General features: G+C 42.3%; 13 protein-coding genes. 9 read left to right on the top strand and 4 right to left on the bottom strand.

From position 1 onward, the window contains the following. Positions 1 to 72 precede the first annotated feature (72 nt). The 3 genes from SFC66_RS04260 to SFC66_RS04250 form a co-directional block, all read right to left on the bottom strand. Positions 73 to 216, bottom strand: a complete 144-nt coding sequence (locus tag SFC66_RS04260; protein WP_411217460.1) for a hypothetical protein — start codon at positions 214 to 216, stop codon at positions 73 to 75. 12 nt (positions 217 to 228) lie between these two features. After that, a complete protein-coding gene (locus SFC66_RS04255) occupies positions 229 to 1,284 on the bottom strand; it encodes a tetratricopeptide repeat protein (protein WP_411217459.1) in 1,056 nt (351 codons plus the stop codon). A gap of 241 nt (positions 1,285 to 1,525) precedes the next feature. Beyond that, positions 1,526 to 3,592: a peptidoglycan D,D-transpeptidase FtsI family protein gene (locus SFC66_RS04250; protein WP_411217458.1), complete on the bottom strand. Its 2,067-nt coding sequence runs from the start codon at positions 3,590 to 3,592 to the stop codon at positions 1,526 to 1,528. Positions 3,593 to 3,751: 159 nt separating this feature from the next. On the opposite strand from SFC66_RS04250, the gene SFC66_RS04245 reads away from it, so the two are divergent. The 7 genes from SFC66_RS04245 to SFC66_RS04215 all read left to right on the top strand — a co-directional run bounded on the left by SFC66_RS04245 (position 3,752) and on the right by SFC66_RS04215 (position 11,345). Next, positions 3,752 to 4,123, top strand: coding sequence for a DUF956 family protein (locus tag SFC66_RS04245; protein ID WP_411217457.1), 372 nt, complete (start codon positions 3,752 to 3,754; stop codon positions 4,121 to 4,123). 363 nt (positions 4,124 to 4,486) lie between these two features. After that, the gene (locus tag SFC66_RS04240; protein WP_411217456.1) at positions 4,487 to 5,458 is read left to right on the top strand and encodes a mannose/fructose/sorbose PTS transporter subunit IIA; all 972 of its coding nucleotides are present in this window, start codon (positions 4,487 to 4,489) and stop codon (positions 5,456 to 5,458) included. 35 nt (positions 5,459 to 5,493) lie between these two features. Next, the gene (locus SFC66_RS04235; RefSeq protein WP_411217455.1) at positions 5,494 to 6,300 is read left to right on the top strand and encodes a PTS mannose/fructose/sorbose transporter subunit IIC; all 807 of its coding nucleotides are present in this window, start codon (positions 5,494 to 5,496) and stop codon (positions 6,298 to 6,300) included. Between the two features lie 20 nt (positions 6,301 to 6,320). Next, on the top strand, positions 6,321 to 7,232 hold the full coding sequence (locus SFC66_RS04230; protein ID WP_411217454.1) for a PTS system mannose/fructose/sorbose family transporter subunit IID: 912 nt from the start codon (positions 6,321 to 6,323) through the stop codon (positions 7,230 to 7,232). 92 nt (positions 7,233 to 7,324) lie between these two features. Further along, on the top strand, positions 7,325 to 8,341 hold the full coding sequence (locus tag SFC66_RS04225) for an oxidoreductase (protein ID WP_411217453.1): 1,017 nt from the start codon (positions 7,325 to 7,327) through the stop codon (positions 8,339 to 8,341). Between the two features lie 426 nt (positions 8,342 to 8,767). Continuing rightward, positions 8,768 to 9,727: a hypothetical protein gene (locus SFC66_RS04220; RefSeq protein WP_411217452.1), complete on the top strand. Its 960-nt coding sequence runs from the start codon at positions 8,768 to 8,770 to the stop codon at positions 9,725 to 9,727. A gap of 190 nt (positions 9,728 to 9,917) precedes the next feature. Continuing rightward, a complete protein-coding gene (locus tag SFC66_RS04215) occupies positions 9,918 to 11,345 on the top strand; it encodes an amino acid permease (protein WP_411217451.1) in 1,428 nt (475 codons plus the stop codon). 174 nt (positions 11,346 to 11,519) lie between these two features. Here SFC66_RS04215 and SFC66_RS04210 read toward each other — a convergent pair whose 3' ends face one another. After that, on the bottom strand, positions 11,520 to 12,083 hold the full coding sequence (locus tag SFC66_RS04210) for a hypothetical protein (protein ID WP_411217450.1): 564 nt from the start codon (positions 12,081 to 12,083) through the stop codon (positions 11,520 to 11,522). 183 nt (positions 12,084 to 12,266) lie between these two features. On the opposite strand from SFC66_RS04210, the gene SFC66_RS04205 reads away from it, so the two are divergent. After that, the gene (locus tag SFC66_RS04205) at positions 12,267 to 12,659 is read left to right on the top strand and encodes a (deoxy)nucleoside triphosphate pyrophosphohydrolase (RefSeq protein WP_411217449.1); all 393 of its coding nucleotides are present in this window, start codon (positions 12,267 to 12,269) and stop codon (positions 12,657 to 12,659) included. Positions 12,660 to 12,743: 84 nt separating this feature from the next. Beyond that, positions 12,744 to 15,629, top strand: coding sequence for a DEAD/DEAH box helicase (locus SFC66_RS04200; RefSeq protein WP_411217448.1), 2,886 nt, complete (start codon positions 12,744 to 12,746; stop codon positions 15,627 to 15,629). The last annotated feature ends 119 nt before the right edge of the window (positions 15,630 to 15,748 follow it).

Genomic DNA, 15,748 nt, shown 5'->3' with positions numbered 1-15,748 from the left:
CACACTATTAGAAGGTTTTGTGTGGATTCGGGGTTTTCTCTTGTTGCATACCATGAATTCGAGGAAGTACATTTATTCAGTGAAAATCATTGGAGTGATTATAATGGATCCAGCATCTCCTTCTTTAATCGCAGTGACTTTAATATCATCATTCCCGACTGAACAGCCCACGATAATTGCGCCGACAAGTAACAATGAATAGATAAGCTTCTTCATCTAAAACCCTCCCTATAATAGTAGAGCCAATGAATAGTACTTAACTGCGAGTTCATGCTGTTTGTGTTCATCATAATAGTGAGCCAATTCCTTGGAAAATCGTCTTACATTATACGTATCGTTAATTTTTCTGAAGTACTCGATGCCTTCCTGCCAAACGCTTTCGAAATTCAGTCTGTCTTCGTATTTTTTGTGTAGCATGGCAAATTCCCATTTTTTCGCTGCATCATCTTTTTCGATGCTTGCCCTGAATCCTTCTTGGTACGTTCGGCGTGCTTTAGAAGTTTGACCTGTCTTCCAATAGCAATCAGCAAGCAAGTACAAGATCTTTAACCGAATACGCTCTTGATTTCCTCTTAATGCTTCTTCCAAAAACGGAATTGCAGTGGAAGGTGAATCTCGCTTTGAGTAAAGAACCCCGAAATTGAGGTTGGTGGAAGCTATGAAATTAGTGTTCCTGAGTTTCTTGAATGATGTCAGTGCTCTGTGGAGATAGTCTTGTGCTTGATCAAAGTGGTGGAGATCAATGTAATTCAAGCCTTGCAGCATTTCTGCATGGGCAAGCAGGAATTCGAATGTCTTGTGGGGTCTGAATGCTTCAATTGCTCTTTCGGCGTGAAGTGTGGATAATGCCGTAATGTCGAGATAAAAATAAGTCATTGCTTTGCGCAGATGAAATTCTCCTATTTCGACAGGCTCCTCTAATTGGAACAGATACTTTTCAGCTTTTTCAAAGCTGTGCAGGGCTTCTTGGTAACGGTCTTCGTAATGATAGAGAATACCTTGTGCTACATGCAGAGAATACCAGTGGCTGTCATGGAAGTGATTGCGGTATGCTTTTGCTTCTGCGATGGCTATTGTGCTATTCGGGAGGTCTTTTTGCATTAAATAGAAGCGGCATTCCAACAGCAAATAGGTGATAAGAAAATCTCTGCTGATGTCTGCAATATGCTCTTTCAGCTGCTCATGGATGATTGCGGCTGCTTCTCTTTCATCCTGACGAATAGTGACAGACCATTGTCCCAATAAAGCTGCTATATCTGCTTCCTTAGAGATATTCTGTCCCATAGTGCCAAGCTCCTTCAAAAATAGTGATTTATTTTTTCATTCTACCATTTCTTGTGAGGTTTTAGGGGTGGGAATGATATAAATAGATAGAGTAGGAGTTTATTTATTTCTATTTCCTGATTTTCATGCTTCAGCCTTTTTCTTATTGGCATTCAAGAACTTGAGAGAGTGATACTTGCATAAAAATAAGCCCGGAAAAAAACCGGACTTATCTCAAAGCATACTGCTTTCCAAATGAATATCATTCAGCTGTTTCTTCATCCTCGGGCGATGTATGCTCGTAATAATACTCTAATGCACGGTTGGCAATTTCATACGTGATTGGATACTGCTGTCCACCGTTGATGATGCCAAGGTTTGGCACGACGATGGCGAAGGCTATATCAGGATTTTCGGCATCGGCATAGCCGATCAATGTCCAGTTTTCCAAATCTGTACCGTCTTTGGTTGTTTCGGCAGTGCCTGTTTTCCCGGCAATGTTATAGCCTCTTGCTTCTTTGGAAAGATGGCGGTAAGCAGTGCCATCCGTTGACTGGAACACCAACTTGAATCCTTGCTGGATACGATTGATTTGTTCATCGGTTGCGGTGATTTTATTCAATACTTCCGGCGACTTGGTTTCAGCAAGCGGCCCGAGCTTATCTTTTTCATTGGAAGGTTCATGTATTTCACTGACGAAATGCGGTTTGATCCGATAACCGCCATTGGCGACTGTCGAGATGTACTGAGCCAGCTGCATGGTAGTATACGTGTCGTACTGACCGATGGAAAAGTCGAGCAAGTTACCGGCCAAACCTTCACTGCCTACGTATCCAGTAGCTTCGGAGGGCAGGTCGATACCCGTTTCCACACCCAATCCCACTTGATTGTAGTAATTCCGCAATACCTGGAAAGAACTCGAATCGAATGAAACGCTTTGGTTAGGCTGGTAGTTGTATTCGCCGCCTAGGCGAAGTGCGACATGGAACATGTAAACGTTGGAGGACTTCTGCAATGCTTGCAAGTCAGTGGTCGGACCCATGTTTCGATAAGATCCTTTAGGTTCCGTCCCTGCGATATTCATCACTGTGTCATAGAAAGAATCCCCCATGTTTATGACGCCTTCCTGATAACCAGCGAGCAAAGTCGCGCCCTTGACAGTGGAACCGACGGCATTGGCGCTGAAGACAGTGTTCATGTCGGCAGATTCATACTCATTATTCTCCCGGTCATAATGCTGTCCGCTGGCGGCATAAATCTGACCTGTGTTCGGGTTGAGCATGACGGCCATGGCATCTTCCAGATGACGGTTTGCCCCAGGATGACGGTTGATGGCGCTTCGCAGTTCTTCCTGCACGATTTTATCCAATTCTTTTTGGAATTCCATATTGATGGATAGCTGAAGATCCTGCCCGCGCTGTCCTTCTGAAATGGTTTCTGTTGAGACGATATTATTCTGATTATCCGTTATATAGCGGACACGTTTTTTATCGCCTTTCAGCAGGCTTTCATATTCCATTTCCAGACCGCTTGTCCCGATCCGGTCGTTCAATTGATAGTTTCTGGATTTATAATAATCTTCTTCACCTTCAGGGATACCTGTCTTGATGCTGCCAAGGATGCCTTGTAGGGAACCGTCATACGGGTAATAGCGTTCCCAGTCGGTCGTCACATTGATACCGTGCATGTCGCCCATGCTTTCGGCAATGGTCGCATATTCTTTTTCAGTGACATCTTTATTCTTGATCACATGCGGAACGAGTTCGGTAGCACTGTCCAGCTCCCGCTTGATGGCGATGATCTGCTTCGCGTGATCATCTTGTTCCAGCTCCTTGTAATCTTCTTCTGTAATTCTATCAAGTGTCGTTTGATAGATTTCACTATCATCGAGGCTCTCTTTTTCGGCAGCGGTGATTCTGCTGTCTGCTTCTTTTGCATTCAAGAGATACCAATACTCCTTGTATTCCCGTTCGGTTATCTTCTCGATTGCTTTATCATCCATTTTCATTATATCTGCAAGCTTGGTGGCGATTTCCAGCTTCTTATCAGCAGGGTCACCGTTTTTAGGAGGGGTATATGTAATCGAATAGACTGGTTCGTTTCCGACAATCACATTTCCTTCGCTGTCATAAATCATGCCGCGGGGGACCGAAATTTCAGCTATATCATTGGTTGTCTCTTCTAAAACAGCCTGATGTTCTTCCCCGTTGATGATCTGCACAACACCAAGCTGCAGAATCAAAGCGGAGAACAGCAGGAACACAATTACAAACAAAACATTAAGACGGAAAGGAAGCAGCGCACGTTGTTTCTTCCTTTTTTTAGCCATACTGTTTTCTACCTCCTATAATTTCCAATGTGATACCATTATAGCATCAGCGATAGATTGCTTCACCAATGATCTGAGTATTTTTAATGGTCAGAGTATTTTTTGCATAAAGTGCCATTGCGTGTATAATCATTAGTAAAAGAAATGGGGGCAGACAAGATGGTCCAATCAATCAATACCAAAGTCGATTTAGTTGTTGATGCAACTTCACATAAAATGTCGGAATACGGCAAAATCATGATCGGGGACAAAGGGTTCGAGTTCTTCAATAATCGTGATGCGCGTAAGTTCATTCAGATTCCTTGGGAAGAAGTGGACCTTGTGATTGCTTCGGTCTTGTTCAAAGGGAAATGGATACCGCGCTATGCGATCAGGACGAAACGCAATGGCACATATACATTTTCTTCGAAGGATCCGAAAAAGGTTTTCAGGGCCATCCGTGAATATGTCGATCCGAATCACTTGGTCAAATCACTGGGATTCTTTGATGTAATCAAGCGCAGTTTCAAAAGTAAATCAAGTAAGCAATAAGCCGAGTTGAAACTTGTCGCAAAATGGCACCATAGGCTTGTAAGGGAAAAAATGGTGTGCTACAATAGTCATGGAAGCTCACTAAAGAAATCAAGTGCTTTATTTTTTGTTACATAATTAAAGCGCTTGCATAATAGAATTGAATAGCCACGCACTTATTTTTTTACGTGTTACTGATTCGATCAGGCATGAGTAAAAAAGCAATGATTAAAACGAAGAAGGGTCCATCTATACCTATGCTTCCGTTAATCTGCTTTTTTCTCATGCCTTTTTTAATGCCTTTCGTCGAAGATGTAACCACTTTAGCTGAGCTGGCCATGTCTGCCTAAAGCTTTCACAATACTATTAATAGGAGGTTAAAAGATGGTAGGAATCGTTATAGCCACGCACGGTGAATTTGCCACTGGCATCTTGCAGTCCGGGACGATGATCTTCGGGAAGCAAGAAAATGTAGCAGCTGTTACATTGATGCCGAGCGAAGGACCTGCTGATGTGCGATTGAAAATGGAAAAAGCAATTGCCTCATTCGACAACCAAGAAGAAGTCTTGATCCTAGTCGACTTGTGGGGCGGAACACCTTTCAACCAAGCCAACAGCTTGATGGAAAACCATAAGGATAAATGGGCGATCGTTGCAGGCTTGAACTTGGCCATGCTGATCGAGGCATTCGCATCGCGTTTCTCCATGGAAACAGCGCATGAAATTGCAGCGAAAATACTTGCTTCCGCAAAAGAAGCGGTGAAAGTGAATCCGGAAGAGCTGGAACCAGCTGCTCCGGCTCAAGCAGCTAGCAGCGCACCGTCCAACACAGGTGCCCCTGGTACATTCAAATACGTATTGGCACGGATCGATACGCGTTTGCTGCATGGTCAGGTAGCGACTGCCTGGACGAAAAACACTAATCCTACGCGCATCATCGTTGTGTCTGATGAAGTAGCCAAGGATGACCTGCGGAAGAAATTGATCCAGCAGGCGGCGCCTTCTGGTGTGAAAGCGCACGTTGTTCCAATCCATAAGATGATCGAACTTGCAAAAGATGATCAGCATTTTGGCGGCCAGCGTGCACTGCTGTTATTCGAAAACCCGCAGGACGCACTGCGAGCTGTGGAAGGTGGCGTACCACTCGATACGATCAATGTCGGGTCGATGGCGCATTCACCAGGTAAAGTGCAGCCGAATAAGGTACTTGCTTTCGGTCAGGAAGATATCGATACATTCGCCAAGCTGAAAGAGCACGGCGTGAAATTCGATGTACGCAAGGTGCCGGGGGATTCTAAAGGCAATATGGACGAGATTTTGAAAAGGGCACAAGCGGAGTTGAACAAACAAAGGTGATCCTGACAATCAGATAAAAAGGAGGATGAATAATCATGGATTTGACGATGATTCAAATCATACTAATTGTACTCGTGGCGTTTTTAGCCGGTGTCGAAGGCATCTTGGATGAATTCCACTTTCACCAGCCAATCATTGCTTGTACATTGATCGGCTTGGTTTCAGGCGAAGTAATACCTTGTCTAATCTTGGGCGGAACCCTTCAGCTGATCGCTTTGGGCTGGGCAAACATCGGGGCGGCCGTAGCTCCGGATGCGGCATTGGCATCGGTTGCATCTGCCATCATTTTAGTTTTGGGCGGTCAAGGTGAAGCGGGTGTTACTTCTGCCATCGCAATTGCAGTACCGCTTGCAGTAGCAGGTCTATTGCTGACAATCATTGTACGTACACTGGCAACAGGTATCGTGCATCTGATGGATGCAGCAGCAAAGGAAGGGAACTTCCGGAAAATTGATATGTGGCATATCATCGCAATCATCATGCAAGGTCTTCGTATCGCCATCCCGGCTGCATTGATTGTAGCGATCGGCGCAGCGCCGGTGAGAGACTTGCTTACAGCGATGCCTTCTTGGCTGACAGACGGTTTGGCAGTCGGCGGGGGAATGGTTGTAGCGGTTGGTTATGCAATGGTTATCAACATGATGGCAACAAGGGAAGTATGGCCGTTCTTCGCAATCGGTTTCGTTTTGGCGACAATCCCATCCATCACACTTCTAGGTCTTGGCGGTATCGGTGTGGCACTTGCACTTATTTATTTGGCTCTTACAAAACAAGGCGGTTCTGGTAACGGCGGTAACGGAAACACTGGTGATCCGCTAGGCAAAATCATCGATGACTATTAAAAAGTAAGGAGGAGAAAAAAATGGCTGAACAATTGAAGTTATCCAAAAGAGATCGCGTTGCTATTTGGTGGCGTTCCACTTTCATTCAAGGCTCTTGGAACTATGAGCGTATGCAAAACGGCGGCTGGGCATTTTCGATGATCCCGGCAATCAAACGATTGTATAAAACAAAAGAAGACCGTGCAGCTGCATTGCAGCGTCACTTGGAATTTTTCAATACACATCCATATGTTGCGTCACCGATCATCGGTGTGACGCTCGCACTGGAAGAAGAGCGTGCGAATGGCGCACCGGTTGATGACAAAGCCATCCAAGGCGTAAAAGTCGGGATGATGGGTCCGCTTGCCGGTATCGGAGATCCGACTTTCTGGTTCACGGTGAAACCGATTCTTGGCGCATTGGCAGCATCCCTTGCTTTGACTGGTAATATACTCGGTCCGATTCTTTACTTCGTATTATGGAACTTGATCCGGATGGGATTCACTTGGTATACACAGGAACTCGGCTACAAAGCGGGCTCCAAGATCACGGAAGACTTGTCTGGCGGACTGCTGCAGGATATCACCAAGGGCGCCTCGATACTCGGGATGTTCATATTAGGGTCACTGGTCAATAGGTGGGTATCCGTCGCCTTTACGCCGACGGTATCGGAAGTGCAACTCGACGAAGGAGCATATATCGATTGGGATAACCTTCCTGCTGGGTCGGAAGGCATCAAGACGGCCCTGGAGCAGCAAGAAGCCGGCAGGGCATTGAGCGAAACGAGTGTCACGACTTTACAAGATAACTTGGACAGCTTGATCCCTGGTTTGGCTGGACTATTGATCACATTGCTTTGCATGTGGCTGCTTCGCAAGAAAGTATCCCCGATTGTGATGATCCTCGGATTGTTCGTAATCGGTATCGGCTTCCATGCCATCGGCTTGATGTAATACTCTTATGAGAGAAGTGCCTCCTGCAGCAATAAAGGGAGGCGCTTTTTCTTACGATACAGTAAAAGCTCATACATAGAAGGAGGACCATCATGCTCACGATAGGATATATCGGAAACGGGAAAAGCACGAACAGATATCATCTGCCATTTGTCCTGCAAAGAGACAACATCAAAGTGAAAACAATTTACCGGAGAAACCCCGGCCGTGACAGCTGGAATAAAATCGCTGGCGTACACTATACATCCGACTTGAATGAACTGTTGAATGACAAAGACATTCAGCTCATCGTCATCTGCACAAAGCATGACAGCCATTATGAGTACGCCAAACAAGTATTGGAACACAACAAACACTGCCTGGTTGAAAAGCCGTTCATGGAAACCTCCGAGCAAGCCAAAGAAATATTCGCACTGGCAAAAGACAAAGGACTGCTCGTGCAGGCGTATCAAAACCGGCGGTTCGACAGTGATTTCCTGACCGTTCAGAAGGTAATTGAAGAGGGAAAACTCGGGGATTTGTTGGAAGTGGAAATGCATTATGACTACTATCGTCCGGATGTTCCTGAGTCCACTGATTCCTTTGATTCTGCGGAATCCTATTTATACGGCCATGGCTGCCACACCCTCGATCAAGTGATCAGCTATTTCGGCAGACCTGACCACATCCACTACGATGTGAGACAGCTGCTGGGACAAGGCAGAATGAATGATTACTTTGATCTGGACTTATATTACGGCAAGCTGAAAGTATCGGTTAAATCCAGTTACTTCAGAATAAAAGAAAGACCGAGCTTCGTTGTTCACGGTAAAAAAGGAAGCTTTGTGAAACACACCAAAGACCGCCAAGAAGAACATCTGAAGTTATTTTACATGCCGGATAACGAGGATTTTGGTGTTGATACCTTAGATCATTATGGTGTTCTGACATATATCGATGAAGACGGTACAGTCCATGAGGAAAAAGTGAAATCCGTTGATGGGGATTATGGACGTGTTTATGATGACTTATATGAAGCCATCGTTAATGGAAAAGAAAAAACCATCACGGACGAACAAACAGTGCTGCAGATGGAGATGCTGGAGACAGGTGTTAAGGATTTAAAGTAGAATAAGACAGGATTACTCTGCTGTTTCATAGATCTAACAGACACACAACTTATGTAACAGGAGTTAACAGATACTAACTCCTGTTACTAATGTAATACTCCTTTTCTGTAACCAATAATAGATATCATTCCCCTATACTTCACTTATGTGAAGTAATTCTTCCGTAAGATTCAAAATAGTGTAGATTGTGTATCCCCATGCCTTGTGGAGCGAGCGTTACTTGATTTGGCAAATATAATCAACTTATTTCTCTGTTTAAATAAGCTATCATCGCATGGGAATTAAAAGTTATGTTGAATTAAAAATCCACTAAAACTATAAAACGTTTTGAATCATGTAAAAACTATTGTAGATGAAATATTTAAAATGGTAAAAAATCGGTGTATAGTAAGTAGGTGAATGATATCAGGTAGAAAGGACTATAACATGCGAAGAATATATTTATTGCTAACTGTTTTTATTCTGATTTTTGTGCTGGCTGCCTGTCAAGGTGATGCAAAGGATGTAACGGAATCAGATGGATCTAATGTAGAGAAGAACGTACAAATTAAAGGCTATTTTACTACTAATGAAGTAGACATAAACGATACTATTCCTATTTTGTACATAGTAAAAAATGATAGTGATAAGGCTGTCAAGGTAACAGAAGATGACTTCTCATTGGAGAAGCCGGGAGAGGAAGTATGGTTTGGATCTAGCACGGGAGAAGAGCCTCGCTTTATATCAGTTGATGCCCATAAGGAAGAAGCAATCATCGCGCATTATCTTGTAACGCATGATGGAAGTGCTAAAGAGGCCTTCGCTCAAGATTTTAATTTACATTATAATGGTGATTTGGAAAATGTCCAATATCCTTTGACGCTAAGTGATGAGGTGCCAGCTAAGTATAAAGAAATGGCTGCTGAATGGAATGAGGAACCCGAAGACGATACGGATAAACCGGAAGTGGACACGGATCAAGGCAATGCAGATGAAGTAGAGTCTGAAATTGTAAATGGTTTTGAAGTAGTCCACCGTTTTAAGGTAACAGGTTATCACATGGAATATGCTGGAGGAAACCACGTAGAAGTGAATATACGCGTTGAAAATCTTACCGATAAAGAGCAGCTTTACGATACGGCTGCTTTGAAGATGTATGATCTCACCCAAGAATATGGTTTAGGTTCTGATAGTGAAAGTGTACCCGAATCGGTTATTACAATTCCTCCACACGGAAAAGCAGATTATGTTGGTTATTATTTGTTCGTAAATGACCACGATGCTAGTGCAGATGAGGTGATTGCTGGCATTCAAGGACTTCATTATATCGATGATCAAATTATGGAAGTACTCGATGTATATGGAGATTATCAGCAAGAATTACCAGAAGATTTTTCACCTTTGTAAGATGTGAATTTTCTGAAATGGAGATATCACACTTTATCTAAACTTTTATGCCTGTACATCATATTAGAAGAGAGGCTAGTGTCAGCTAGCCTCTCTTCAGTATGCGCTGATTTTCTTCATTTATCCTAGAGAATCTTTTCTGTTCAAAAGCAGATAATAACTCCAACAAGACTGACATGAGGAGAAGATTATGAAAAAAAAGAACAAAGGATTATCAGCAATTCAGCTAACCATGATGGCTTTGGGAAGTGTAATCGGAGGATCGTTCTTCCTAGGCTCATCGGTAGCCATCCGGGCAGCCGGCCCCTCCATCATCATTGCTTATATCTTAGCAGGTGTGCTCGTTTACTTTATATTGTACGCTCTGTCCGAAATGACAGTCGCCAACCCTACTGCGGGATCATTCAGCACATTTGCTGCCCAGAATCTCGGGCAGGGAGCAGGCTTTGTCGTTGGCTGGCTATTCTGGACAGGCACCATATTCTCCATGTCCAGCGAAGCGACCGCCATCAGCCTGTTATTCCGGCAATGGTTCCCCAATATTTCCATCGCGTTGCTTGGGAGTGCCGTGATCATCGGCGTCACCCTTATCAATTTATTGGGTGCTGATAAACTGGGTAAGCTCGAGAGTGCGTTGTCCGGTATCAAGATATTCGCCATCATCTTCTTTATCATCACCGCCATCGTCTTGATTTTTGGCTGGCTACCAGATAAAGCGCCCGTTGGAACAGGGGCACTTACAGAAGAGCCACTGATGGCAGGAGGAATCAGCGGACTCGCCGGCAGCATGCTGCTGATCGTGTTTGCTTATGCCGGCTTTGAAATCATCGGACTTGCCGCATCAGAAGCAGAGAATCCACGTGAAACAATTCCAAAAGCAATTCGTTACACCGTTTTCTCTCTGGTCGGCCTATACGTCCTCTATGCAGCCGTCTTACTGCCGCTCATACCAACAGCATCACTAAACGAAAACACCAGCCCCATGGTCGCATCTCTCAATCGCTGGGGCATCGGCTGGGCAGGAACAGCCATAAACATCGTCCTAATCTCAGCAATCCTCTCGGCAATGCTCGCCGCAATCTTCGGCCTGGGCCGCATGATTCGCTCCCTGACCGATGTGAGACATGCGCCAAGATGGCTGAGAGATAAAGGAGACGTCCCATATCGCGGCATTTTATTTTCCGGAGTAGCCATGCTGCTTGGATTAGGCTTTGGCCTTCTATTCCCAAGAGCATACCTAGTCTTAATCAGCACCGGCGGATTCGCCCTGATCTTCACCTACGCAGTCATCATGGCCAGCCACATCCGCCACCGCAAAAAACACGGCTGCCCGCCAAATGGCATTTGCCAAATGCCCGGGTTTCCCTTTAACTCATGGATAGCGTTGATAAGCATGATTATCGTTTTACTCTGTATGCCATTTGTGCCTGGGCAGGAAACAGGACTGATATCAGGAGTCAGTATGGTCGTCTTCTATACGCTCGCTTATTTGGTTGTGAGATCACGGATTCGCAGGAAAAGGGAAGAGAAGGGGCATTTTGGACCGCCTGTGCAGAATTTGGTTATGGAGTTTTCGGAGGAGTTGACTGGGGATGGAAAGGGGAAAGAAGAGAACTGATTAACTACAATAATAGACAAACGAAAAGAGAATAATTATTGAAGAAACGCATTAAATGTAAGTGCTTGTTTTTGGAGATAAGTCAAACAAAAGAGTTTAAGGAATTAACGCGCGATTAGTTAAAAATAGAAAATCCTTAAAGCTTTTGCTTTAAGGATTTTCTTAAATTATAATTTACTTAAGAGTATTAAAGTAATTAGATAGAGCTGTTGCTTGGTCAGAAGTAAGTTCTTTTACAACAGTATTATCTTCAATTACTAAAAGTTGATTGTGATACTCTACAATCTTGACATCGATATTACTAGCCATAATATCGGTGTCAACCATTTTTGCTAGGCTAGGTAATAGTTGAAGTAGTTCTTTTTTCTCTGCTCGTACCTGCGAACTATGCCCAGTTCCATTTTTGAACTTGTAGATGTTATCGTTCCTAAGATCGAAGTAATCGCCATTTAAGAGTGAATAGCTATAATCTTGTCCATGTAGATATTCTCCAATAAGTCTTTTCAGAAAAACAATTCTTCTATCATTGTCTAAGTCGACTCCACCTACAACCCTATCTCGCTTGCCCGAGACGTTATTCCCTTTCTTATCCACCCAGATCTTCCATTCAACATTAAATGCAGATATGTAATTGAATAAGGTTGTATCAACGTACACCTCTTCTATAGATTTTAATAGAGTGTTGTTGCAGAATATAACAGTTAATCCCTGACTCAAGTGCTTAAAATCATTTATCAAATTTCTCACCCCCTTGCAATATAAATATTCTAACATATATCACATTTTTAGAACATATAGTCGATTATTAAACTGTATTTAAATCCTTTTAATGAGCAGCCTATTCTCTCTGATATACTGTAAGTAGAAGAATTAATTATATATAGTATTAAATGGTATAGAAGGAGGAGGTCTAATAATTTTATGAAAAATATATCTGTAGTAGGCGCAGTAATCGTACAAGATAATAAAATCCTATGCGCCCAAAGAGGTACAGAAAAATCCTTACCTTTAAAATGGGAGTTCCCAGGCGGCAAAATCGAAAAAAATGAGACACCTCAAGAAGCTTTAAAAAGAGAGATTACCGAAGAAATGCAGTGTTCTATTTCTATAGGTGAAGAAATAGAAGATACTACATATGAATACGACTTTGGTATAGTTCACTTAAAAACATTTTATTGTCAATTACTTGAAGGTGAACCTACTCTGACTGAGCATGTAGCAATCAAGTGGCTAGCTCCAGAAGATTTATCTTCCTTAGACTGGGCACCAGCAGATATCCCAGCAATTGAAAAAATCCGACTAGATCACAAATAAACATGATTTACCAGTTATCCATTTACACACACCGACAAAAAACATTACAATTAAGCTATTAATTGGTAATGAATGGTGGAGTAAATGGATAATTTTATTAACAGCTTGAAAGATTCATTGCATAACGGATTTATTGATCACACATATAGTAATCAAAAGAATTTTAACCCGCAGCTTTTAGTGAACAATCATCAGGAGAATACAACTGTTCTACAGTCATTATTAGAGGAATTAGAAGTTTGTCAGAGCTTCATTTTCTCAGTTGCTTTTATAACAGAAAGTGGACTGGCTACACTAAAGACACATCTGTATGATCTGGCGCGTAAGGGTATAAAGGGACGTATCTTAACATCTACATTTCTGCAGTTTAATTCGCCGAAGGCTTTTAGAGAATTGTTGAAGATTTCGAATGTCGAAGTGAGGCTTACGGATCTACCGGGTTTTCATGCTAAAGGTTATATATTTCATCATAATACGCACCACACTTTAGTAATTGGCAGCTCCAATCTGACTGCACAAGCTCTTCAAGTGAACTACGAGTGGAACGTGAAGCTTAATTCTCATCAGAATGGGGAGATTATTCGTCACTTTTCTAATCAATTTGATGAAGTGTGGGATAAGGCATCTCCTCTAACAGAAGATTGGATCAATCAGTACGCTACGATTTATGAAGAAAGTAAAGAAAAGCGTGCTATTGAGAAGGTTATTGAGCTGCCAGCTGACTATCAGATTAATTCGATTCGGGATAGTTTAAGTATTGAACCAAATAAAATGCAAGAAGCAGCATTAGCACAAATTAAGGCTGTGAGAGATGCTGGTCATCGAAGGGGCTTGGTCATTTCAGCGACCGGAACGGGGAAAACGTTTTTGTCTGCATTTGATGTACGGAATGTGCAGCCTGAACGTATGCTTTTCATTGTGCATCGTGAACAGATTTTGCATAAGGCAATGGCGGATTATAAGAAAATTTTAGGTGGTCATGATGAGCAGTTTGGTATTGTATCGGGGTCATCAGGAGAGATAGATAAGAAGTATGTATTTGCAACAATTCAAACATTATCTAAGCCTGATAACCTGGCAATATTCGATAAAGAGGCATTTGATTACGTGCTTATTGATGAGGTTCATAAGGCAGGAGCAAAATCTTATCAAAACGTGATTGATCATTTTAAGCCTGCATTCTTGTTAGGAATGACGGCAACACCAGAGCGGATGGATGACTTTAATATCTATGAACTCTTTGACTATAACATTGCTTATGAGATTCGTTTACAAGAAGCTTTAGAAGAGGATATGTTGTCTCCTTTCCATTACTACGGAGTTACGGATATTGAGTACAATGGCGAGTTGATAAGCGAAACGGCTCTGCTTTCGCATTTGGTAACGGAGGAGCGTATTAACCATATTATTGAGAAGGTCAATTATTATGGGTATTCCGGTGAATCGGTTAAAGGGCTTATCTTTTGCAGTAGAAAAGAAGAGACCCATCAACTGGCGAGTGCATTGAATGAAAGAGGTTATCGAACTTGTGCACTAACTGGCGATGATTCGCAGGAAGAGCGTTTAAAAACAGTCGAGCAGCTAGAAAATGGGGAACTTGACTACATTTTGACAGTAGATATCTTTAACGAGGGTATCGATATACCTTGTATTAATCAAGTGGTAATGTTGCGGCAAACGCAATCGAGTATTATCTTCATTCAGCAGCTAGGACGCGGTTTGCGGAAGCACGGTTCTAAAGAGTACGTGACGATCATCGATTTTATCGGAAATTATAAAAATAACTACTTAATCCCAGTGGCTCTCTCAGGCGATAGTTCTCAGAACAAGGATTCAATACGGCGCAGGCTAAAAAATACAGATTATATTAAGGGAATTTCGACTGTTAACTTTGAGGAAATTGCTAAGAAGCAGATTTATAAATCTATAAGTGATAGCAAACTGACTGCAATGAAAACATTAAAAGATGCTTATACTGCTTTGAAAAATCGTCTAGGTAGAGTTCCTTACTTAAGAGATTTTATTTTGAATCACTCTATAGATCCGGAAGTAATTATCAAAGCTAAAGACAATTACCATCAATTCCTGATTGCTGTAAAAGAAGAAGTACCTCAGATTACAGAGTATGAAAATAAAGTTTTAACAATGGTTTCTCAGGAATTGCTAAATGGAAAGCGGCTGCATGAGGTTGTCTTGCTCGAAATGCTAATTGAGCATGTAGAAGTCTCTTATGAAGAGTATCAAAGTGTATTAGCCGATAAAGGATTGCCAAGTGATGATGCTACCATTACATCTGTGCAGCGTATAATGGACCTGTCTTTCTTTAGCCAAACGAACCGCAAAAAATACGGAGATTGGCCGCTTGTTGAAGTAGATAATCACGTATTGAAGTTGAGGAAGGAAATAAAAGCAAGTATAGATAACAATGATATTTTTGCTCAACTTCTTCAGGATGTTCTTGCAACTTCTGCAGAGAAGAATAAAAGATATGGTACCGATGTGCTCACTCGCTATGAAAAATACACTCGCAAGGATGCCTGTCGTCTATTGAATTGGGATAGCGACGAAAGCTCCACAATTTATGGGTATAAAACAAAACACCAAACATGCCCGATCTTTGTTACGTACCATAAAGACGAAGAAGTTGAGTCTAGTGTTGCTTACGAAGATACTTTTCTGAATGAACAAACATTTAAATGGTACACCAGAAGCAAACGTACAACAGAATCCAAGGAAGTAGCAGAAATCATAGCTGCTGATCAAAACGATATCGACATTCATTTGTTTGTGAAAAAAGATGATGACGAAGGAATAGGCTTTTATTACTTAGGTCAAGTGCATCCTGATACGCAAACTGTTCAGCAGGAAGAGATGCGCAATGGAGAGGATAAGGTTATTCCGGTTGTGACAATGAATATGGTTTTGGAAGAACCTGTTGATAAGAAGATTTATCGGTATATTGTGGAGTGACAGCTTGCACGATTTAGTATTTATTATCGCCCAGCCATGTATGGCTGGGATTTTTTAATGAGTTAGAATGGATTAATAAATATATAGCAGCGTTGATGTTTATTCTTGATTAACAAGGA

This window comes from Terribacillus saccharophilus (assembly GCF_046592895.1).
Classification (GTDB): domain Bacteria; phylum Bacillota; class Bacilli; order Bacillales; family Amphibacillaceae; genus Terribacillus; species Terribacillus saccharophilus_D.
Note: the sequence above shows the minus strand (reverse complement) of the source record. Positions and strands in the feature narration are given on the sequence as shown.